The 19,819-nt window shown below is 71.4% G+C and carries 20 protein-coding genes; 9 read left to right on the top strand and 11 right to left on the bottom strand.

Annotation, left to right across the window (positions count from 1 at the left end; translation table 11 throughout):
* Entirely contained in the window at positions 1–504 is a 504-nt protein-coding gene (locus OG303_RS23630; protein WP_405870667.1) for an SgcJ/EcaC family oxidoreductase, read from the bottom strand.
* 188 nt (positions 505–692) lie between these two features.
* Here OG303_RS23630 and OG303_RS23635 point away from each other — a divergent pair, with 188 nt between their 5' ends.
* On the top strand, positions 693–1,427 hold the full coding sequence (locus tag OG303_RS23635) for a sulfite exporter TauE/SafE family protein (protein ID WP_405870669.1): 735 nt from the start codon (positions 693–695) through the stop codon (positions 1,425–1,427).
* A 110-nt stretch (positions 1,428–1,537) separates the two neighbouring features.
* Here the strand turns inward: OG303_RS23635 and OG303_RS23640 are convergent, their stop codons facing one another.
* The 3 genes from OG303_RS23640 to OG303_RS23650 all read right to left on the bottom strand — a co-directional run bounded on the left by OG303_RS23640 (position 1,538) and on the right by OG303_RS23650 (position 3,198).
* Complete coding sequence (locus OG303_RS23640; RefSeq protein WP_405870671.1) at positions 1,538–2,200, bottom strand: DUF5063 domain-containing protein; 663 nt, start codon at positions 2,198–2,200, stop codon at positions 1,538–1,540.
* Positions 2,193–2,792 (bottom strand): recombination mediator RecR, encoded by a 600-nt coding sequence (gene recR / locus OG303_RS23645; RefSeq protein ID WP_405870673.1) that lies wholly within the window; start codon positions 2,790–2,792, stop codon positions 2,193–2,195. Before recR ends, OG303_RS23640 begins: the two co-directional genes overlap by 8 nt.
* A 61-nt stretch (positions 2,793–2,853) precedes the next feature.
* Positions 2,854–3,198, bottom strand: a complete 345-nt coding sequence (locus tag OG303_RS23650; protein ID WP_405870674.1) for a YbaB/EbfC family nucleoid-associated protein — start codon at positions 3,196–3,198, stop codon at positions 2,854–2,856.
* A gap of 257 nt (positions 3,199–3,455) precedes the next feature.
* Here OG303_RS23650 and OG303_RS23655 point away from each other — a divergent pair, with 257 nt between their 5' ends.
* Complete coding sequence (locus tag OG303_RS23655) at positions 3,456–4,208, top strand: SLATT domain-containing protein (RefSeq protein ID WP_405870675.1); 753 nt, start codon at positions 3,456–3,458, stop codon at positions 4,206–4,208.
* 6 nt (positions 4,209–4,214) lie between these two features.
* Here the strand turns inward: OG303_RS23655 and OG303_RS23660 are convergent, their stop codons facing one another.
* Positions 4,215–4,841, bottom strand: coding sequence for a hypothetical protein (locus OG303_RS23660; RefSeq protein WP_405870677.1), 627 nt, complete (start codon positions 4,839–4,841; stop codon positions 4,215–4,217).
* A 104-nt stretch (positions 4,842–4,945) separates the two neighbouring features.
* Here OG303_RS23660 and OG303_RS23665 point away from each other — a divergent pair, with 104 nt between their 5' ends.
* Complete coding sequence (locus OG303_RS23665; RefSeq protein ID WP_405870678.1) at positions 4,946–6,148, top strand: sensor histidine kinase; 1,203 nt, start codon at positions 4,946–4,948, stop codon at positions 6,146–6,148.
* Positions 6,145–6,750: a DNA-binding response regulator gene (locus OG303_RS23670; protein WP_405870680.1), complete on the top strand. Its 606-nt coding sequence runs from the start codon at positions 6,145–6,147 to the stop codon at positions 6,748–6,750. The genes OG303_RS23665 and OG303_RS23670 overlap by 4 nt, the downstream gene beginning before the upstream one ends.
* Positions 6,751–6,761: 11 nt before the next feature.
* Here OG303_RS23670 and OG303_RS23675 read toward each other — a convergent pair whose 3' ends face one another.
* From OG303_RS23675 to OG303_RS23695, 5 genes are all read right to left on the bottom strand, one after another.
* Entirely contained in the window at positions 6,762–8,162 is a 1,401-nt protein-coding gene (locus OG303_RS23675; protein WP_405870682.1) for a M20/M25/M40 family metallo-hydrolase, read from the bottom strand.
* Between the two features lie 87 nt (positions 8,163–8,249).
* Positions 8,250–9,797 (bottom strand): PstS family phosphate ABC transporter substrate-binding protein, encoded by a 1,548-nt coding sequence (locus OG303_RS23680; protein WP_405870684.1) that lies wholly within the window; start codon positions 9,795–9,797, stop codon positions 8,250–8,252.
* A 57-nt stretch (positions 9,798–9,854) separates the two neighbouring features.
* Positions 9,855–11,801, bottom strand: a complete 1,947-nt coding sequence (locus tag OG303_RS23685) for a protein kinase domain-containing protein (protein ID WP_405870685.1) — start codon at positions 11,799–11,801, stop codon at positions 9,855–9,857.
* A gap of 89 nt (positions 11,802–11,890) precedes the next feature.
* A complete protein-coding gene (locus OG303_RS23690; protein ID WP_405870686.1) occupies positions 11,891–12,349 on the bottom strand; it encodes a MarR family winged helix-turn-helix transcriptional regulator in 459 nt (152 codons plus the stop codon).
* Positions 12,346–12,954 (bottom strand): type 1 glutamine amidotransferase family protein, encoded by a 609-nt coding sequence (locus OG303_RS23695; RefSeq protein WP_405870687.1) that lies wholly within the window; start codon positions 12,952–12,954, stop codon positions 12,346–12,348. The genes OG303_RS23690 and OG303_RS23695 overlap by 4 nt, the downstream gene beginning before the upstream one ends.
* Before the next feature lie 183 nt (positions 12,955–13,137).
* Between OG303_RS23695 and OG303_RS23700 the strand changes: the two genes are divergently transcribed.
* The 4 genes from OG303_RS23700 to OG303_RS23715 all read left to right on the top strand — a co-directional run bounded on the left by OG303_RS23700 (position 13,138) and on the right by OG303_RS23715 (position 18,463).
* On the top strand, positions 13,138–14,493 hold the full coding sequence (locus OG303_RS23700) for an aspartate aminotransferase family protein (RefSeq protein ID WP_405870688.1): 1,356 nt from the start codon (positions 13,138–13,140) through the stop codon (positions 14,491–14,493).
* 138 nt (positions 14,494–14,631) lie between these two features.
* Positions 14,632–15,333 carry a GntR family transcriptional regulator gene (locus OG303_RS23705; RefSeq protein WP_405870689.1) on the top strand — a complete coding sequence of 234 codons (702 nt, stop codon included), beginning with the start codon at positions 14,632–14,634 and terminating at the stop codon, positions 15,331–15,333.
* A gap of 17 nt (positions 15,334–15,350) precedes the next feature.
* Positions 15,351–17,756, top strand: coding sequence for a dolichyl-phosphate beta-glucosyltransferase (locus OG303_RS23710; protein WP_405870690.1), 2,406 nt, complete (start codon positions 15,351–15,353; stop codon positions 17,754–17,756).
* Between the two features lie 56 nt (positions 17,757–17,812).
* Positions 17,813–18,463 (top strand): hypothetical protein, encoded by a 651-nt coding sequence (locus OG303_RS23715; RefSeq protein WP_405870691.1) that lies wholly within the window; start codon positions 17,813–17,815, stop codon positions 18,461–18,463.
* A 3-nt stretch (positions 18,464–18,466) separates the two neighbouring features.
* On the opposite strand, the gene OG303_RS23720 is transcribed toward OG303_RS23715, so the two are convergent.
* Positions 18,467–18,760 carry a hypothetical protein gene (locus OG303_RS23720; RefSeq protein WP_405870692.1) on the bottom strand — a complete coding sequence of 98 codons (294 nt, stop codon included), beginning with the start codon at positions 18,758–18,760 and terminating at the stop codon, positions 18,467–18,469.
* 197 nt (positions 18,761–18,957) lie between these two features.
* Here OG303_RS23720 and OG303_RS23725 point away from each other — a divergent pair, with 197 nt between their 5' ends.
* Positions 18,958–19,815, top strand: a complete 858-nt coding sequence (locus OG303_RS23725; RefSeq protein ID WP_405870693.1) for an NAD(P)H-binding protein — start codon at positions 18,958–18,960, stop codon at positions 19,813–19,815.
* The last annotated feature ends 4 nt before the right edge of the window (positions 19,816–19,819 follow it).

Genomic DNA, 19,819 nt, shown 5'->3' on the forward strand with positions numbered 1-19,819 from the left:
TCACTTCTTCTCGGGCATCGCCGAGGAGTGGTGGTTGACGATCTTCCACTTGCCGTCGATCTTCTCGTACGTGTACGTGTAGCGGGCCTCGACGACGCTCTTCTTGCCGGTGTCGTGGTCGGTGAGCGCGAACTTGTAGACGCCGGTGTCGATCGCGGAGTTGCTGTCGAGGACGTCGACGATCGTCTTGATCTTCGTGCCGACCGGCTTGTTCTGCAGGAAGTGGTCGAAGTAGTCGACGATCGCGGCACGGTTGGTGCGGACCTCGTTGGAGACGGTGGGCAGCAGGACCGCGTTCTTCGCGTACAGGTCCGCGACCTTCTCCGAGTCGCCGCTCTGCAGCGCCTTGTTCCAGGTGTCGAACAGGCCGGCGATCTGCGTCTTGGTGGGCTTGGCCTCGGCCTTGGGGCCTGCGGTGGCAGCGACGGTTCCGATCGTGCCGAGGGCGACGACGGCGGACGCGGTGACGATGGCTGCGCGCTTGGTTATGGAACGACGGGTCATCGCTGTCTCCAGTTTCGGGTGCGGGTCCAGGCTCTCGGTTCCTCCTGGTGAAGTGACTCCAGACTCGCTTTTCGCTGGTTAGGGGCCGTGCAGGCGTCGTACAGCACAGATCCAAGACGCACCCAACTCACATGGAGTGACTGTTGGATCACGCTTGGGCGGTGAGCCCTGGGGAAGGATGCCGGGTCATGACGACGAACGGCTGGTCGGGCGACGTGCTTGTGGCGGGCATCGTGCTGCTCGGCTCCTCCGTGCAGTGGCTGACCGGCATGGGCTTCGCTCTGGTCGCCGTACCGGCGCTGGTGCTGTTGCTGGGACCGGCCGAGGGGGTCGTACTCGCCAACTGCGCCGCGGGGGCGATCAGCGCCGTGGGGTTGGCCGGCGGCTGGCGGCAGGTGCGGCCGGGCGCGATGGTGCCGCTGTGTGTGGCGGCGGCATGCACGGTGCCGGTGGGATCATGGATGACCCGTCAACTCCCCGAACCAGCCCTCCTGTTGGTGATGGGCGGGCTGGTCACGGTCGCCGTGCTCCTGGTCATGCGCGGCGCCCGGGTACCCGCACTGCGCGGCACAAAGGGCGCGGTCGCGGCGGGCGCGCTGGGCGGGTTCATGAACTCGGCGGCCGGAGTGGGCGGACCGCCGATCTCCCTGTACGCCCTCAACGCGGGCTGGACGGTACGGGAGTTCGTGCCGAACGCGCAGTTCTACGGCGTGGTCGTGAACGCCTTCTCGGTGGCGGCGAACGGTGCCCCGGGGCTCAGCAGTGCCCAGTGGGGCTGGGTGGTCGCCGCGATGACGGTGGGGGCGGTGATCGGCCGGTTCCTCGCCGAACGCATACCCGAGAAACGGGCCCGCCTGCTGGTGCTGTCACTGGCCCTCGCGGGCGGGGTCACCGCGGTGGTGAAGGGGGTGTGGGGGCTGTGACCGGCGGGCGGGTCGTCGTCCCTGAGTCCCCGTACACATGCCTGTGGGGCGCAGCGTACTCACCGCGCCCCACAGGCAGAAGGAACAGGCCGGTCGAAGACCCGGTCGCGCTACTTCACGGGCCCCATCCCCAGCGGCCCCGCGATCTCCTCCTGCATCACCTTGCCGGCCTCGAACTCCAGCGTCTCGTCGCCCATCGCGCCCTGGTCCGTGTCCAGGCCGTCCAGTTCCTCCAGGGGCTGGTTCAGGCGGACATGGGCGACGATCGACTGGAGTGCGCGCAGGGTCGCCGAGGCCGTGGAGCCCCAGTTGGAGAAGTACGAGAACTGCCACCACCACAGGGCCTCCGTGATGCGGCCCGCGCGGTAGTGGGCCATGCCGTGGCGGAGGTCGGTGATGACGTCGGTCAGGTCGTCGGAGATCCGGGCCGGGACCGGGGCCTTGCGGGGTTCGTAGGGGTCGAAGACCTCGGAGTAGACGTCGATCGGGTCCAGCAGGCGCGCCAGGTTCTCGCGCAGTTCGTCCACATCCACGTCCGGGCCCGTGTCGGGCTCGTAGCGCTCGTCGGGGACGATGTCCTCGTGCGCGCCCAAGCGGCCGCCGGCCAGGAGGAGTTGGGAGACCTCCAGGAGGAGGAAGGGGACGGCCGAGTCGGGCTCGTCGCCCTTCGCCACCTCTGTGACGGCCACCAGGAAGCTCTCCACCTGGTCCGCGATCTGGACCGCGAAGTCGTCCGGGTCCTGCGTCGTGACATGCAGCGTGGCGTCAGACATCTAGAAGTCGTCTCCCCTCGAAGGCGCGGCCGAGGGTCACCTCGTCCGCGTATTCCAGGTCGCCACCCACCGGGAGGCCGCTGGCCAGGCGGGTGACCTTGAGGCCCATGGGCTTGATCATGCGGGCGAGGTACGTGGCCGTGGCCTCGCCCTCCAGGTTCGGGTCGGTGGCCAGGATCAGTTCCGTGACCGTACCGTCGGCCAACCGCGCGAGAAGTTCTCGTATACGCAGGTCGTCCGGTCCGACACCCTCGATCGGGCTGATCGCTCCGCCCAGCACGTGGTAGCGGCCCCGGAACTCGCGGGTTCGCTCGATGGCGACCACGTCCTTGGGCTCCTCCACCACGCAGATGACGGAGGCGTCGCGGCGGCTGTCGCGGCAGATGTTGCAGAGCTCCTCCTGCGCGATGTTGCCGCAGGTCGAGCAGAAGCGGACCTTCGCCTTGACCTCCATCAGGGCCTGCGCGAGACGCCGTACGTCCGTCGGTTCCGCCTGCAGGATGTGGAAGGCGATCCGCTGGGCGCTCTTGGGACCGACGCCGGGGAGTCGCCCCAGTTCGTCGATGAGGTCCTGCACCACGCCTTCGTACACGGACTGCCGTCCTTCCCGGGGGTTCCTTACAAGTACGTACGGTAGTCGGCCCACACCCCTCTTAGAAAGGCAGGCCGGGGATACCGCTGCCGCCGCCCAGGCCCTGTGCCAGCGGGCCCAGTTTCTGCTGCTGGAGGTTCTGGGCGTTCTCGTTCGCCGCCTGTACCGCCGCGACGATCAGGTCCGCGAGGGTGTCGGTGTCCTCGGGGTCCACCGCCTTCGGGTCGATCTTCAGCGCGCGCAGTTCGCCGGAGCCGGTGACGGTGGCCTTCACCAGGCCGCCGCCCGCCTGTCCGTCGACCTCGGTCTGCGCCAGTTCCTCCTGTGCCTGCTGCAGGTCCTGTTGCATCTTCTGGGCCTGCTGGAGCAGCTGCTGCATGTTGGGCTGGCCACCACCGGGAATCACGATCAGCTCCTGGTTTCGTACGGCTGTGTGGGCGAGGTTTTCCCGCCTGGCACGAGCCTACGTGGTCGTGGCAGCCGTCGCCCCGGCACTCTTTCGAGTGAGGTGTCGCCGAGTCCTATACCTGATCAAGACCCACTTCCGGGCGGAAAAGAGGTGAATCCCGGGGCTTCGCCACCCATTGGGCGGTAGGAAGGGTCGAGCACATCAGCATCAGGTGTCACGCAACGTGTTCGGTCGTGATCAGTAGGGAGTGCCGGGTGGGTCAGTCGGAGATGCAGCCCGAGGGTCCGCCTCATCAGGACGGCTGGGGCGAGGATGCGGCCGGGCTGCGGCCGGGCGATCTGGTCGGGCGGTCGTTCCCGCTCGGGGACTGGGGCGAGCCGGCCGAGCGACTGCACGAGCTGTACCGGTGGGTGGAGCAGGGGGCGCTGGAGACGGCGGCCTGGTATCTCTCGGACCGCGTGTGGAAGCGGCGGGGCGCGCGGGCACTGCGCACTGGCGCCGCGGTGGGGGCCGTCGGCGGGGCCGCGCTGCCGCTGCTGGACCTGACCGGCGTGATCGCCGGCATGGCCGCCTGGGGGTATCTGGCGCTGCTGCTCGCGGTGGCGTGCGTGGCCGTGGACCGGTTCTTCGGCGTGACCTCCGGCTGGATAAGGGACGTGGCCACGGCGCAGGCCGTGCAGCGGCGGCTGCAGGTGCTGCAGTTCGACTGGGCCTCGGAGAGTGTGCGGGAGGTACTGGGTCCGGCGGAGGGGACGGCGAGCGAGGCCGCCGAGCGGTGCCTGGGGGTGCTGCGGCGGTTCTCGGAGGACGTGACCGAGCTGGTGCGGACGGAGACGGCGGACTGGATGGTGGAGTTCCGCACGGGGTGCGCGCCGATGGGCATCCAGTCCGCGGGCGCCGGGGGCGGGCGGCAGGAGATCGGCAGCGCGCACGGCCGCTTCCCGCTGCCTCCGGGCACGGGCCCGCGCCCGAACATGCCCCGCCAGCGACCGCCCGAGCCGAGGTGACGGCGGCTACCCGAGAAACACCAGCTCCAGTCCGACCACCACGTCCACCACGGCGCACCACTCCGCGAAACTGGGGGCCACGATGCCCTTGAGGCGCTTCAGGCGCAGGTGGGCGAAGTCCCAGACGCCGTGGAAGAACCAGCCCGCCGCCACCGCGTACCGGCCGATGTCCGGGTCCACCACGAGCCCCGTCACGGCCAGTGCGCCGAAGACGATCGCCCCGGCGGCCTGGATCCCCAGGACGGTCCGCCCGTGCGGAGCCCCGCGCACCACTCCCCACAGCAGCACGCCCAGCGCCACGGCGACCAGCACGCCACCCGGTGACACCGCGTCCTGGGCCTGGACGGCGAACATGACCGCGACCCCCGCGCCGAGCACCGGCCAGGTCACCCTGGGGCTGCCCGCCTGGTTGATGACGACGTACAGCAGCGGCAGCAGGGGCAGGGCCTCCGCGTAGCCCCTGACGGCGTCGCCGCCGCCGTCGGCCGCCGAGTCGCCCACGATCAGTGCGCCGGTGAGCGCGAGGGCGAGGGCGGTGGGCCAGCGGCGGGCCAGGGCCCGCCCGCGGCGAAACCGCTGTCGACTGCAGCAGTGGGCCGTCGGCGGCGTGGTCGCGCGGCTCTCATCGGTCATGAACGTCAGCCTGCGCCCGCTCGGGGAGGCGCCAGTAGTGCCGGAAGCGCACATCCCCTCATGACATCTGTCATTCGCCCCCTGCCGTTCGCGACAATGACCGCGTGGAGGACGCGCCGAGGGACCGCGGGGCAGGACTGACGAGCTTCCGCCGCTACACCTGGTGGGCCGTGCCCGGCACCGTCGTGTGCGTGATGGTGCTGTCGTACGGCAGTTGGGCGCTGGACGGCGACGTGCCCGCCTGGGCGCGCGTGCCGACCGTGCCCGCTCTCGCCGTCCACGCCGTGGCGAGCGCGGTGCTGCTCGGCGGATGGCTCAAGGCACCGGCGACGATCGAATCCCCTTCGCTACGGGCGCCGTTGGGCTGGCTGCTGGTCGCGGGCGCCGCCGCGGTCGTCCTCGCCGCGCTCCCGCTGGCCCGGCACAACTACGGCCTGTGGGTGGTCGCTTCGGCGGTGACCGTGGCGATCGGGGCGAGCTATCTGCCGGCGCGTTCCCGATGGGTGCTCGTCGTGGCGGCGACGGTGCTCGCGCTCGTACCGGGCGGAGCCGTGAGCCTTGCCGCCGACGACGGGGAGTTCGCGTATGCCGTGGTGTTCCCGGCCGGGATCGTCGCGTTCACCGCGTGGACGGTGCTCGGGCCGCTGTGGGCGTGGCGCATCGCGGGGCAGCTGGACCGGGCGCGGCAGCTCGAGGCGGAGCTGGCGGTCAAGGACGAGCGGCTGCGGTTCGCCTCGGACCTGCACGACATCCAGGGGCATCACCTCCAAGTCATCGCCCTGAAGGCCGAGTTGGCCTCCCGGCTCACCGAGACGGACCCGGTGCGCGCCGCCGCCGAGATGCAGGAGGTACGGCAGCTGTGCTCGGACGCGCTCCGGGACACGCGCGCCGTGGTGCAGGGGATACGCCGTACGACACTGGACGACGAGATCGCCAACGCGACCCGGGTGCTGGCCGCGGCCGGCATCGACGCCCGGATGGATCTCGAACCGGCGGCCGTGGCAGCCGAGTTGACCGAATCGGTCCGTTCCCTGCTGGGCCTGGTGATGCGTGAGGCCACCACCAACGTCCTGCGCCACAGCCACGCCCGCAGCGCCGAGGTCGACTACCGCGTCACCGGCGGCCGCGCCCGGCTGCGGATCAGCAACGACGGCGCCGACCTGCCCCCCGGCGCGGCGGACGGCACCGGACTGCGCGGTCTAGCCGAGCGACTGCGGGCGGCGGGCGGGGAGTTGACCTGGGAGCGGGGCGAAGGCGACCGTTTCGTCGTGACGGCGGCGCTGCCCGCACAGGGAGCGACGCGGTGATCCGGCTGCTCCTCGCCGACGACGAGGACCTCCTGCGCTCCGCACTGGCCGCCCTGCTCGCGCTGGAGGAGGACTTCACCGTGGTGGCCGAGGCCGCCACCACCACCGACGCCGTACGGCTCGCGCACGAACACCGTCCGGACATCGCGGTACTCGACCTCGAGATGCCGCCCACGGACGGACTGCGTGCCGCCGAGGAGATCCACCGGGCCCGGCTGCCCACCCGGGTCGTCATGGTGACCCGGCACGCGCGGCCCGCGGTGCTGCGCCGCGCCCTCGCCGCCGGTGTCCGCGGCTTCGTGCCCAAGACGACGCCCGCGGCCAGGCTCGCGGAGATCATCCGCGACATCGCCGCCGGACGCCGCTACGTCGACCCCGACATCGCCGCGTCCGCGCTGACCGAGGACGACTGCCCGCTCAGCGACCGCGAGTTGCAGGTGCTGCGCGCCGCCCGCACCGGAGCGTCGGTCGCCGAGATCGCCGCCGAGGTGCACCTCGCGCCGGGCACGGTGCGCAACTACCTCTCCGCCGCCATGTCGAAGCTGGGCGCCACGACCCGTCATGCGGCCGCCCACCGCGCCTGGCAACAGGGCTGGATCTAGGGCCTGCCTGATCACGACTGCGGGGCCGGGAAGGCCACCGGGCTCCTGTTCCCCGCCCGGTTCACGGCCCGCACGCCGAAGAACACGTTGTCCTTGGACAGGTCCACCTCGTACGTCGTGACGTCCCCGGCGGGGATCACATGCGTCCACTCCGGTGCCGTGGTCTCGCGCCAGACGATCTCGTAGCCCGCGAGGTCCGGTTCCGTCCCGCGCGTCCACACCAGCTGCGTGGAGTTCGTCAGGGCGGACGTAAGGATCTTCGCTCCGCGTGGCGTGCCCGGCGCCTGCGCGAGGGTCCACAGGGCCGCCGCGTTGACCCGCGCTACCCGCTCGACGAAGGCGAAGTCGCAGAACTGCGGCAGGTCGCCGTACTGCTTGCCGTTCTCGTCGACGCGGACGTCCTGGTGCTGGTGGGCGAAGTCCTCGGCCGGTTCGGTGAAGCGGGCGGCCGGGTAGGCACGTTCGAGGAAGGGGATGTGGTCGCCGCCGCGCAGATAGCGGTCCCGGCGGTAGACGACGCGGACGTGCATGCCGGTCGCGTCGTTGTCGGCCACGTCCCGTACGAAACGGGCGAGTTGGCGGGTCGCGGAGTCGTTCTCCCCGCCCACCGACTTACGGATCGCGGCCTGTTCGGGGGTCTCCGAGGACGGGACTCCTTCCGCGAACAGCCGGATCGTGTACGGGTCCTCGGTGCCGTCGTCCGCCGTCGAGCTGCCGACGATGTCGTTGGTGAACATCCCCTGCACGTCCGTGCCCGCCGCCTTCAACTGCTGGGCCAGATAGGTCGATCCGTACAGCCCCTGCTCCTCCCCCGCCACCGCCGCGAACACGATCGTCGAAGCCGGCCGGCGCCTGGCCATCACCCGCGCCAGCTCCAGTACGACGGCCACCCCGGACGCGTCGTCGTCCGCGCCCGGCGCGTCGGACGTGGCGTTCATGACGTCGGTGACCCGGGAGTCGTAGTGGCCCGAGACGACGTACACGCGCTCCGGCGTCACCGATCCGCGCAGGGTCGCGACCACGTTCGTGATCCTCGTGGCCGTGGGGATGCGGCTCGCGGGTTCCTGGACGTACGACTGGAGTTCCGCCGTCATCCGGCCGCCGGAGGCGGCGGCGTAGGAACGCAGCTCGCCGAGGAGCCAGTCGCGGGCGGCGCCGATGCCGCGGTCCGGGTCGTCCTGGACGGAGAGGGTGTGGCGGGTGCCGAAGGAGACGAGTCTGCGGATCGTCGCCTCGATGCGGGCGGAGTCCAACTCCCTGAGCAGCGCGCGGAGTTCATGGGTCGGAGGCTGTGCGGTGGCCGGCGGGCGCCGGCCCGGCGGGGCGGCTTCGGCCGGGCCCGCGGCCCCCAGTGCGGCCGCGCCCGCCGCCGTCGCGGTCAGGACCGTTCTCCTGCTGGGGCTGGGACGCATGTGCCCTCCCGAGGCTGCCGATGCCGAGGCTCACCACATCGTCATGGACACGCCACTACGGCACAAGGGTGCCCGCCGGGCACCGGCTCAGTCCGCCGCGCACAGGCCCGAGGCCACCGTCGCCGAGCACGGCAGGTGGCCGTGGGCCCGGATGACGTTCTCGCTGACGCCCTCGCCGAGGTAGGCCAGGAAGGCGGAGGCCAGGGAGCCGGAAGGGGCGCGGTCGTAGGTGTAGGCGTACTCGACACCGCGGTACGGGTAGTCGCTCCTGCCGTACTCGATGTCCTCGACGGAGGGTGCGGCCCCGTCCAGGGGGACCGTGCGCAGGCCGTGGTGGCCGGTGGCGAGGGTGAGTTCGGTGTAGCCGAGAGCGCCGGGGAGTGCGGCCACCTTGGCGAGCACGTCGTCCGTGGAGTCGAGTTCGCAGCGCATGACGGGCGCGGACACGTCGTCCTTGTGGACGCAGTCCAGCGAAGTGCTGGGCACCCGCTCCCAGGTGCCGAGGACCCGGCGCTGGAAGATCTGCCGCGTCCCGGAGTCGGCGTTGCGGCCGACCAGGACGATCGGGATGTCGGGAAGCGAGGCGTCGACCTGCTTCCAGCGCGTCGACTCACCCCGGTAGATACGGCGTACGTCGCTCAGGGAGAGCCCCTTGGCGGGCAGCCGGATGCCGTCATTGACGACCAGGCTGAAGACGGAGAGGGCGACGCGCCGGCCGACCAGCTTGCCGGTGGCGCCGATCGCGGGACCGTCGGAGAAGGCGATCAGATTGCGGGCGCCCTTCTTCGACTGCGCACCGAGCGCGGCGAGTTCGTTCACCCCCGCCGAACTGCCCCGTGCGTCCACCGTGATGTCGGAGCCCGCGCACTTCTTCTCGTACTCCTTCGCCAGTTCCTCGACCACCGGCTCGAAGGCCGTCGAGCCGGTGATCCTGAGCGTGCCGGTCTCGCAGCCGATCGGGACCGGACGGTCGTCCCGGGCCACCACGATGGTCGCGAGGGCGAGGACGCTGAGCGTGAGCATGATGGCGATCAGGCGGGCGGCCCGGCTGAACAGCGGCGGCTGCTCGTCCGGCGTGGCACTGCGGTTGGGGTGCACCTCGCCCTCGCGGATGCCCCCTATCAGCCGTATCGGACTGCCCACGTCGCCGCCGGACAGCAGCACGAGGAGCTTGAAGTGGTCGCCGTGGTTGAGCGGGACCCGCGGGATGCGCAGCGTGTTGCCGTCGTAGCCGAAGCCGCGGGAGGCGGTGAAGTGGTCCATCAGGTGGTCGGTGCCGGACGGCTGGGTGACCGAGACGCCGCGGATGGTGCGGCCGGTGAACACCGCGGTCAGCCCGTGGACCTCGGGGCTGGTGTAGTCGTCGCGGTCGATGCCCTGGGAGCCGTCGTTCTCGATGCGCAGCAGGACGAGGGTGGCGTCGGACATGCCGGGGGCCTCGTCGAACAGCCCCATCCGTACATTCGCCCGGCCCAGCCGTACGCCGTCGCCGATCGGGTTGTCCATCTGGACGCGGTAGCCGATCCTCTTGCGGCGCGGCACCCGGCGTTCGTACCAGACCATGACACCGGACGCGACGATACCGAGGACCGCGGTGCCGACGGCCACGACGTTCTCTGCGCTCAGCCACTCCACCGGAGCGACCGTACGACGGGGCGCGATCAACGGCCTTACGGTGACGGGTACTTGAGATTACTGCCTGGTGTACGTCAGCTTCTCCCCGTTGCTGGTGTTCTCGCGCTGCAGGCTGCCGTCCGACAGCAGGCTGATCTCGGTGGCGTCGCCCGGCTTGCAGTAGCCCGAATCGCCGGACGTCACGGTGGACGGGCCGATGTCCAGGGTGCCGCCGCTGCCCGGCGCCGAGGTCAGCTGGGCCTGGAACACGCAGTGGTAGGTGCCGTTGCTCGTGGGTCCGTCGGCGACCAGGGACAGGACCGTGTCGCCCACCTTGCCCTGCTGGATGGTGAGTTGGCGGGTGTTCTCGCCGTCGGCGTTGGTGATGGTGGTCGTCCAGGTGCCCAGGTAACCGGTCGGGATCGCGCCGTTTGCGGGTGCGGAGGTGGAGGGCTCAGTGGGCGTCGAGGACGGGTCCTGCGTGGTCGGTCCGGTGGTCGGGGGTGCGCTGGTGGCCGACCCGGACTTGTCGTCGGTCTTGTCGCCGCTGCCGTTCATGAGGGCGTAGACCGAGCCGCCGGCGCCGAGCGCGACGATCAGGGCGACGGCGATCAGCGCCGCGGTGGAGCGGCCGTTGCGTCGCGGCGGCTCCTGCGGGGCGACCGGGGCCGCGCCGTAGGGCGGGGTCGGGCCGTAGGGCGGGGTGGAGCCGAGGCCCGCGTAGGGGCCGGGTTGCTGGGGATAGCCGTAGGCGCCGGGCTGCTGGTGCGGGTAGCCGTATCCGGGCTGCTGCTGCGGGTGCTGCTGCGGAACGCCGTACGCGGGATGGGCCGGGGGCGGAGGTGTCTGGGCGTGGGCGGGCGGGGGTGTCTGGGTACCCGCGCCCGCGACCATCGTGGGGAGGTGGTTGACCGGCGCACCGCTGCCCGGCTGGCCCGGCGGAGGCGGTCCGGCGGAGGCGGCCGGGCCCGGCGAGGAGTCGTCGGCGGCGGACGCGTGCTCGGGAGAGGCCTCGGCGGGTGCCGCGTTCCCCGGCCGGTTCCCCGCCGGCTTTTCGAGCGAGGGGCCCGCCGAGCCGCCCGCGCCCTGCGGGCCCGCCGCCTCCTCCGGGTCCTCCGCGTCCAGCAACTGCACGGCGTGCCGCCCGAGTTGGGCCACCAGCGCGCTCGGCAGCCACGGATCCCGGGACCGGCCGTCGGAGACCGTGTCCTCGGCCCCCGTGCGCTCCAGGACCTGGTCGAGCGTCGGCCGCGCGTCCGGGTCCTTCTTCAGGCAGTCCCGTACGAGTTCGGCGATGCCCTCGGGCACCCCCTCCAGGTCGGGTTCCTCCTGGGCGATGCGGAACATCAGGGCGTGCACACCGCTGTTGGCGGTGCCGAAGGGGAGCTGGCCGGTGGCGGCGTACGCCAGTACCGAGCCCAGGCAGAAGACGTCGCACGCGGGCGTGATCCGGTCGCCCCGCACCTGCTCGGGCGCCATGAACCCGGGCGATCCGACGAGCGCGCCCGTCCGGGTCAGCCCGCCGTCCGTCACGGTCTCCAGCGCCCGCGCGATCCCGAAGTCGATGACCCGCGGCCCGTCGATGGTCACCAGCACGTTGGACGGCTTGAGGTCGCGGTGGATGATCCCGGCGGCGTGGATGTCCTGCAGCGCGTGCCCGAGACCGGCCGCGAGGATGCGCACCGAGCGCTCGGGCAGCGCCCCGTGGTCGTGCCCGACGACCTGCTGCAGGCTCGGCCCGGCGACATAGCCGGTGGCGACCCACGGCACGGCGGCCTCGGTGTCGGCGTCGAGGACGGGCGCCGTCCAGTGCCCGCCGACCTGCCGCGCGGCCTGCACCTCCTGCCTGAACCGCGCCCGGAACTCCTCCTGCGCGGCCAGCTCTTCGCGCACCAGCTTGACGGCGACCGTGCGGCCGCGGTCCGACCGGGCGAGATACACGTGCCCCATCCCGCCCGCACCGAGCCGCGCCAGCAGCCGATACGCCCCGATCCGCTGCGGATCCCCCGCCCCAAGCTTTTCCATGGCAGGCCCTCCCCCGAAATCCCCCGATACGACCTGTGCAACATCCCCAAGATAGTGCGGGCGTACGGGGGAGGTGGGCGGAGCGGTGTCTACGGTTCCGTAACAGGCGTGCCCAGCTGGTCGAGCACCTTCGACAGCCGTTCCAGTACTTGTACGGCTTCGGCGAGTTCGGCCTCCCCGAACTCCGCCGCCAGCCGGCCGGCGAAGGCGGCGTGCCCGGGGTCGATGCGCCGGATCGCCGCGCGCCCCTCGTCGGTCGGCGCGAGGAGCTTGGCACGGCGGTGGGCGGGGTTGGGCCGGTACTCGGCGAGCCCGCGCTCGACCAGCAGATCGGCGATGCGCTGGACACTCTGCCGCGTGATGCCCATCGCACGGGCGATCCCGGCGACGGACAGCGGCTCCCCCAGCACCGCGCCCAGCACCTGCCACCAGGCGGCGGTGAGAGCGGCGGGGCGCGCCAACTCCTCTGCCACGCCCAGGAACTGGCCGTTGAGCCGGAAGACCCCGAGCGCGCTGCGGCTCAGCAGGTCCTGGCGTTCGCGGCTCACCGACCGGCCTTCTCGAGGACGGCGTACGCCTGCGGGTCCGAGTCGTGGAACAGCCGGTACCAGGCGTCCAGCACCTCGCCCTCGTACACCCCGAGCAGCCGGAAGATCTCCCGCGCGAAGGCGACGGGCTCGGTGGGACCGGCGGTGATCAGCTTCCCGTCGGTGACGGCGTCCGTGTCGACGTACCGCTCGCCGCCCCGGTATCCGGTCGCGGCGAGATAGAAGGAGACCGCGCTGGTGTGGTCCCGGTCGTCGAGCAGTCCCTCGCGGGCGAGCCCGGCGGTGGCTCCGCAGATGGCGGCGACGGGGACGCCGGCGTCGAGGAAGGCGCGGGCCTGTCGGGCGAAGGGGGCGAGGTCGTCCGTGGTGTCCCACAGGTCGGCGCCCGGCAGGATCAGCAGGGAGCCGTCCTCGGGGCGTACTTCGTCCAGCGCCAGGTCGGGCCGGACGCTGAGGCCCCCGATGGACCGCACCGGCTCACGGGTGGGTCCCACGGTGCGGATCTCGTACCTGGCGCGGGCGAGATACGCGGTCGCATGCCCCGTCTCCCAGTCGGCGAAGGTGTCGTACAGGGCGAGGTACACGGGCTTGCGGCTGCTGCTCATGACTCCTCCTCCAGAAGAGAACCGAAGAGAACCTATGACAGGAGACTGTCATTTAGACAGCTTGCTGTCAATATGCTGTCCCTGTCGCCTTCCCCTTCCGTCGACAACCTGTCGCGGAAACCCCCGGACCGCAGACAGGACGCCGATGTCGCGTCCGTGGCGCCGACACCTACGCTCGCCGGCATGACCCCTCAGCCAAACCCCGAGGTCGGCGCGGCCGTGAAGGCCGCGGACCGTGCTCATGTGTTCCACTCCTGGTCCGCGCAGGAGCTCATCGACCCGCTCGCCGTCGCCGGCGCGGAGGGGTCGTACTTCTGGGACTACGACGGCAAGCGGTACCTGGACTTCACCAGCGGGCTCGTCTACACGAACATCGGCTACCAGCACCCGAAGGTCGTCGCCGCGATCCAGGAACAGGCCGCAACCCTGTCCACGTTCGCGCCCGCCTTCGCCATCGAGGCCCGTTCGGAGGCGGCCCGGCTGATCGCCGAGCGGACGCCCGGGGACCTGGACAAGATCTTCTTCACCAACGGCGGGGCCGACGCCGTCGAGCACGCCGTACGGATGGCGCGGCTGCACACCGGGCGGCCGAAGGTGCTGTCGGCGTACCGCTCGTACCACGGCGGTACCCAGCAGGCGATCAACATCACCGGCGACCCCCGCCGTTGGGCCTCCGACGGGGCCGCCGCCGGTGTCGTGCACTTCTGGGCGCCGTACCTCTACCGCTCCCGCTTCTACGCCGAGACCGAGGAGCAGGAGTGCGCGCGGGCGCTGGAGCACCTGGAGACGACGATCGCCTTCGAGGGGCCGGGCACGATCGCCGCGATCATCCTGGAGACCATCCCGGGGACCGCCGGGATCATGATTCCGCCGCCCGGCTACCTCGCCGGCGTACGTGAGATTTGCGACAAGTACGGCATCGTCTTCATTCTGGACGAGGTCATGGCCGGGTTCGGGCGGACCGGTGAGTGGTTCGCGGCCGACCTGTTCGACGTGACCCCGGACCTCATGACCTTCGCCAAGGGCGTGAACAGCGGATACGTGCCGCTCGGCGGTGTCGCCATCTCCGGCGCGATCGCGGAGACCTTCGCCAAGCGGCCCTACCCCGGTGGTCTGACGTACTCCGGGCACCCGCTGGCCTGCGCCGCCGCCGTGGCGACGATCAACGTCATGGCCGAGGAGGGCGTCGTCGAGAACGCCAAGCAGCTGGGCGAGACCGTTGTCGGGCCCGCGCTGCGCGAGCTGGCCGAGCGGCACCCGAGCGTCGGCGAGGTGCGCGGTGTCGGCATGTTCTGGGCGCTGGACCTGGTGAAGAACAAGGAGACCCGCGAGCCGCTGGTGCCGTACAACGCGGCGGGCGAGGCGAACGCCGCGATGGCCGCCTTCGGCGGTGCCGCCAAGAAGCACGGCATCTGGCCCTTCATCAACATGAACCGCACCCACGTCGTGCCCCCGTGCAACGTGAGCGAGGCCGAGCTGAAGGAGGGGTTCGCCGCTCTGGACGCGGCGCTCTGTGTGGCCGACGAGTACACGCAGTAGCCGCCTGCGGCCGCTCAGGTGCCGCACCACTCGTCCACAGTTACGCGGGTCATCTCCAGGAAGCCGAACGCGTAAGGTGGCGTGCTCGTACATATGGACGTGCACGCCACCCGACCGCGACGAGGAGACGCCCGACCCATGCCCGGCAGCAGTGGTAACGGTTCCGTGACCCGTAGCACCCTGCGGCAGCAGATCGCCGACGCGCTTCGCGACGAGGTGCTCGCCGGGCGGCTCCAGCCGGGTCAGGAGTTCACGGTCAAGGAGATCGCCGAGCAGTACGGGGTCTCCGCGACGCCCGTGCGCGAGGCGCTCGTCGACCTGTCCGCGCAGGGGCTCCTCGACGCCGACCAGCACCGCGGCTTCCACGTCCACGAGTACTCGGTCGCCGACTACCGCGGCATCGTCGGGGCCCGCAGCCTGGTCACCGACGGCATGTTCCACGCGCTCGACAACGGCCACTTCCGCTTCGCCGAGACCGACGACCCGCGCAGGGCCGCCGCCCTCGCAGGGGTGCGCCGACGCGGCGAGGAGGCGCAGCGGGCCGCGCTCGCCGGTGACCTGACCGTGCTGATCGGCTACGACCTGCGCTTCTGGCGCGAGCTCGGCAGCCTGTTCGGCAACCCGTACCTCAGCGACTTCCTGCACCGGCTGCGCGTGCAGTCCTGGGTGTGCGCGGTGCAGCAGCTGCGCCGGCTCACCGACCTGCGCGGCGCCCTGTGGTCCGGCCACACCGATCTGGTCGACGCCCTGGCGCAGCGCGACGTGAAGACGGCCCGTTCGATCGTCGCCGCGTACAACGCGCACTCGCTGGCCCTCATCGAGCGGCTGGCGGACGGGTGAGCTCCCCGGCCAGGGGCGTGGACCTTTCCGTCGTCATCCCCGCGTTCAACGAGGAGCAGCGGCTCGGGCCCACCCTCGACGCGGTCGCCCGCTACCTGGGCGACGACGAGGGCCGCTGGGGCGAGTGGGAGATCGTCGTCGCCGACGACGGGTCCACGGACTCCACCCGTGACCTGGTCACCGACCGCGACGACTCCCGTATCCAGCTGATCGCGGGCCCCCGCAACCGTGGCAAGGGCAACGCCCTGCGGCTCGGCGTGGCCGCCTCCCGCGGCCGGCGCGTGCTGGTCACGGACGCCGACCTCGCGTCCCCGATCGAGGGGCTGGAGCAGCTCGACAAGGCGCTCAGCGAGGGGAACACGGCGGCGATCGGTTCCCGCTCGGTGCCGGGGTCGACGATCGCGGACCGCCAGCACCCGCTGCGCGAACTGCTGGGCCGCGCCGGGAACTTACTCATACGCTGGATGGCCGTGCCCGGCATCCGGGACACCCAGTGCGGCTTCAAGCTCTTCGACGGCGACCGGGCCCGCGAGGCCTTCGCCGCCTCCCGGATCAACGGCTGGGGCATAGACGTCGAGGTGCTGCGGCACTTCCAGCGCGCCGACTGGCAGGTCGCCGAGGTCCCGGTCCACTGGTCCCACCAGCCGGGCTCCAAGGTGCGCTCCCTCGACTACGTCCGCGTCGTCACCGACCTCACCCGGCTGCGCGCCCGCGCCCTGCGCAAGGCCGACCTCCTCGCCGTCCTGCTCTTCCTGCTGATGGCGATGGCCCTGTACTCGGGCCGCCTGTTCGACCCGGACCACCGCTATCTCACGGACTCCCTCCAGGACCAGAACCAGTGGGAGTGGTTCTTCGCGGTCACGGCCGACAACCTCGCCCACCTCCGCAACCCGCTCTTCTCCGACCTGCAGGGCTTCCCCGACGGCGTGAACCTCATGGCCAACACGGTCATGCTGGGCCTGTCCGTCCCCTTCGCCCCCCTCACCCTGCTCGCCGGTCCCGCGGTCAGTCTCAGCATCGTCATGACGCTGGGCCTCGCCGCCACCGCGGCCGCCTGGTACTGGCTGATCGTGAAGCGCGTCGTACGGCAGCGGCCCGCGGCCTTCGTCGGCGCCTCGCTGGCCGCCTTCGCGCCGCCCATGGTCAGCCACGCCAACGCGCACCCCAACTTCGTGATCCTGTTCATGATCCCGCTGATCATCGACCGCGCCCTGCGCCTGTGCACCGGCACCCGGGTCGTGCGCGACGGGATCGTGCTCGGCCTGATGGCGGCATACCAGGTCTTCCTCGGCGAGGAGCCGCTGCTGCTCGCGATGATCGGCATGATGCTGTTCGCGGGCGCCTACGGCGTCGTCCGCAGGGATGTGGCGAAGCAGAGCTGGCGGCCGCTGCTGAACGGCCTGGCGATCGCCGCCGCGGTCTGTCTCCCGCTCGTGGTGTGGGCGCTGGCCTGGCAGTTCGCCGGTCCGCAGAGCTACAAGAGCGTGCTGCACGGCGACGACGCGGGCAACAGCCCGCTCGCCCTGCTCTCCTTCGCGGAACGCTCCCTGATCGCGGGCGACGCCCAGCGCGCCAACTCCCTCTCCCTCAACCCCACCGAGCAGAACGCCTTCTACGGCTGGCCGCTGGTCGCCCTCGCGTTCGCGATCGTCGTACGGATGTGGGAACAGGCCCTGGTCAAGGCGCTGGCGTTCACCGCGGTCGGCGCGGCGCTGCTGTCCCTGGGCCCGAGGTTCCGCATCCCGATGACGGACGACGTCTACCCGGGCCCCTGGGCGCTGCTCGCCAAGCTGCCGCTGTTCGAGTCGGTCCTCGAGGGCCGGGTCGCGATGGTCTGCGCCCCGGCGCTCGGCATGCTGCTCGCCCTGGCGCTCCAGCGGCTGACGGCCAACCGCAACCTGGGCACGCAGTACATCGGCCTGCTCGGTGTCTGCCTCGCCCTGCTCCCGCTGGTCCCGGCCCCGTTGAAGACGGTCGAGCGCCCCGCGACGCCGGCCTTCTTCACCGACGGGGCGTGGAAGCCGTACGTCCGCGAGGGCGAGTCGCTCGTCCCGGTGCCGCTGCCCGACCCCGGCAACGCGGAGGCGCTGCACTGGCAGCAGGAGGCCGGCCTCGGCTTCAGCCTCCCCGGCGGTTACTTCAACGGCCCCTACGGCAAGAGCCGCCTCGGCATCTACGGCGCCGCGCCCCGCTACACCTCGCAGATGCTGCGTGATGTCCGCTACACCGGCGTGATCCCCAAGATCGGCAAGAACTGGCGGGCGCAGGCCGAGCGCGACTTCGCGTACTGGAAGGCAGGCGCCCTGGTGGTGACGCCGCAGCCGCACGACGACGCCCTGCGCAAGGCCGTCACCGAACTGGTGGGCCGTCCCGGGACGTGGGTCCACGGGGTGTGGGTATGGGACCTGCACAACAGGAGCTGACCGGGCGCCGCACCGATTACCCTGCCTTGACCGCCTTGCCGTGTGAGGAGCCTTCTTTGGCCTGTGACCTGTGGCTGGTACCGCTCGTCGACGTGTTGTGCCACACCCCCGACAATCCCTTCGCCGAGGAACTCGCGCAGTACAACAACGTGCTCGCCGCCGCCGGACTGCCGCCGGTGCCGGTGTACCAGTACATGCCGGGCCTGTCCGGCGAGGTCGCCCCGGTGGCCGGCTTCGACTACGACGCCCTGCACTTCCTGCGCCGCGTGTACCTGCTCCAGGCGTGCGGCCTCCCGATGACGCCGGTCGACGAACTGGGCGGCGACTACGAGCAGTTGCTGGAGATGTTCGAGGCGACGGCCCAGCAGTCGCACCTCGTCTGGCACTACGACCACGCGGGCGCCTACGTGCCCGTGGACTTCCCCCAGCCCCTGTCGAACGACGAACTCCTCGCCGGCGGCGGCCCGCTGGGCTCCGCCCAGGCCCTGCTGCGCGAACTGGAGTACGTGGCTCCGTCGATCGGCATCGACCCCGCCAACCCCCCGACGCCGCCCGAACCACCGCGCGCGCCCACGGAGTTGGAGGAGCCTGCCGTCCCCGCGCCGTACGACCCCAGCCCCTTCGCCCGCGAACGCCACGTCTGGCTCGGCCTGCACGCGGCGGCGACGCGGAGCCTGGCGCAGGGATCGATGATCGTCTTCAGCTGAGGGTCAGCGGCCCAGCTGCGACAGGCCCTTCTGCACGTCCTCCATGTTCATCACCGGGGTGTAGGAGATCTCGGCTCCCAGATTGAGGAAGAACGGCTCGCTGAGCACCGGCATCTGGGAGCTGTCCTGCATGTCGAAGACCAGGAACGCGGTGCGCTTGCCGTGGTCGGTGGTGAAGTAGGCCGCCTCGGGCTTGATCTGTTCCACTGCCTCCTGGACGAGTTTGCCCAGAGTGCCGTTCCGGATGGCCTCGTTCGCCTTCTCCGTGTCCATGGACGCCTTGAGCAGTACGCGCATCGCATTCACCTTCTTCTGGTCGACGCACGCGGGGTACGGTCCCAGGATATGCCCGTATGCGGCTTTTCTCCCTGGCTGCTTCCGCCGCCTACTCCCCTGGAAGCAGCCGGGCCGCCTCCCCCGGTGCGACGCCTGCCGGGGCCGCCACGCGCAGGCTGGAGTCATCTGCGCAACACCGGCGAGCGAGGGAGACGACGATGATCGTGGTGACCGGGGCGACCGGACACGTGGGCGGCGAACTGGTACGGCGGCTCGCGGCCGCGGGAGAGCCGGTGCGGGCGATGACCCGCCGCCCGGCCGAGGCACGGCTGCCCCAGGGCGTGCAGGCGGTGTACGGCGACGCGGAGGACCCGGCGAGCCTGGAAGCGGCGTTCACGGGCGCGTCCGGCGCCTTCCTCATGTCGGCGCAGGGAGTCGGCACCGCCCCCGGCCCGACCCATGACCTCGCCCTCGCCGAGGCCGCGGCGAGGGCAGGAGTCCGACGGGTCGTGAAGCTGTCGGTGCTGGACGCGGGAGCGGGAAGCGACGTGATCGCCCGCTGGCACGCGACGGCGGAGACAGCGGTGACGGACCCGTCCCGCACCTGGTCATGGACCCTGCTCCGCCCCGGCCGCTTCATGTCCAACGCGCTGCAGTGGGCGGGCCAACTCCGTGCCGGTGACGAGGTGTCGATGCCCTTCGCGGACCGCCCGGCGGCGAGCATCGACCCGGCGGACCTGGCGGAGATCGCGGCCCGCGCCCTGACCACCGACGAACACGCGGGCGCCACCCACGAGTTGAGCGGCCCGCAGTCGCTGACCCCGGTCGAGGAACTGTCGATCCTGGCCGACGTCCTGGACCGCGACCTCCACGCCCGCCCGCTCCCGCCCGAAGCGGCCCGCGCGGGCATGGAGCGCTACGGCTTCCCTCCGGAGGTCGTCGACGCGATCATGCAGCGCACCCTGGACAGCGACCGCGGAGCGGACGTCCTGCCGGCGGCGGCGAAGCTACTGGGCCGGCCGGCGCGGACGTTCGCGGAGTGGGCGGCGGCGCATGCGGGGGCGTTCGCCGGGTGAGAGG

The organism is Streptomyces sp. NBC_00005 (assembly GCF_045160215.1).
In the GTDB taxonomy this organism is placed as follows: Bacteria; Actinomycetota; Actinomycetes; order Streptomycetales; family Streptomycetaceae; genus Streptomyces.

Excerpts from the sequence above, each read along its gene's own strand:
- OG303_RS23630 (WP_405870667.1), bottom strand. The coding sequence starts at position 504 with ATGACCCGTCGTTCCATAACCAAGCGCGCAGCCATCGTCACCGCGTCC.
- OG303_RS23635 (WP_405870669.1), top strand. The coding sequence starts at position 693 with ATGACGACGAACGGCTGGTCGGGCGACGTGCTTGTGGCGGGCATCGTG.
- OG303_RS23675 (WP_405870682.1), bottom strand. The coding sequence starts at position 8,162 with ATGCGTCCCAGCCCCAGCAGGAGAACGGTCCTGACCGCGACGGCGGCG.
- OG303_RS23685 (WP_405870685.1), bottom strand. The coding sequence starts at position 11,801 with ATGGAAAAGCTTGGGGCGGGGGATCCGCAGCGGATCGGGGCGTATCGG.
- OG303_RS23720 (WP_405870692.1), bottom strand. The coding sequence starts at position 18,760 with ATGCGCGTACTGCTCAAGGCGTCCATGGACACGGAGAAGGCGAACGAG.
- OG303_RS23725 (WP_405870693.1), top strand. The coding sequence starts at position 18,958 with ATGATCGTGGTGACCGGGGCGACCGGACACGTGGGCGGCGAACTGGTA.
- OG303_RS23640 (WP_405870671.1), bottom strand. The coding sequence starts at position 2,200 with ATGTCTGACGCCACGCTGCATGTCACGACGCAGGACCCGGACGACTTC.
- OG303_RS23695 (WP_405870687.1), bottom strand. The coding sequence starts at position 12,954 with ATGAGCAGCAGCCGCAAGCCCGTGTACCTCGCCCTGTACGACACCTTC.
- OG303_RS23705 (WP_405870689.1), top strand. The coding sequence starts at position 14,632 with ATGCCCGGCAGCAGTGGTAACGGTTCCGTGACCCGTAGCACCCTGCGG.
- OG303_RS23700 (WP_405870688.1), top strand. The coding sequence starts at position 13,138 with ATGACCCCTCAGCCAAACCCCGAGGTCGGCGCGGCCGTGAAGGCCGCG.
- OG303_RS23660 (WP_405870677.1), bottom strand. The coding sequence starts at position 4,841 with ATGACCGATGAGAGCCGCGCGACCACGCCGCCGACGGCCCACTGCTGC.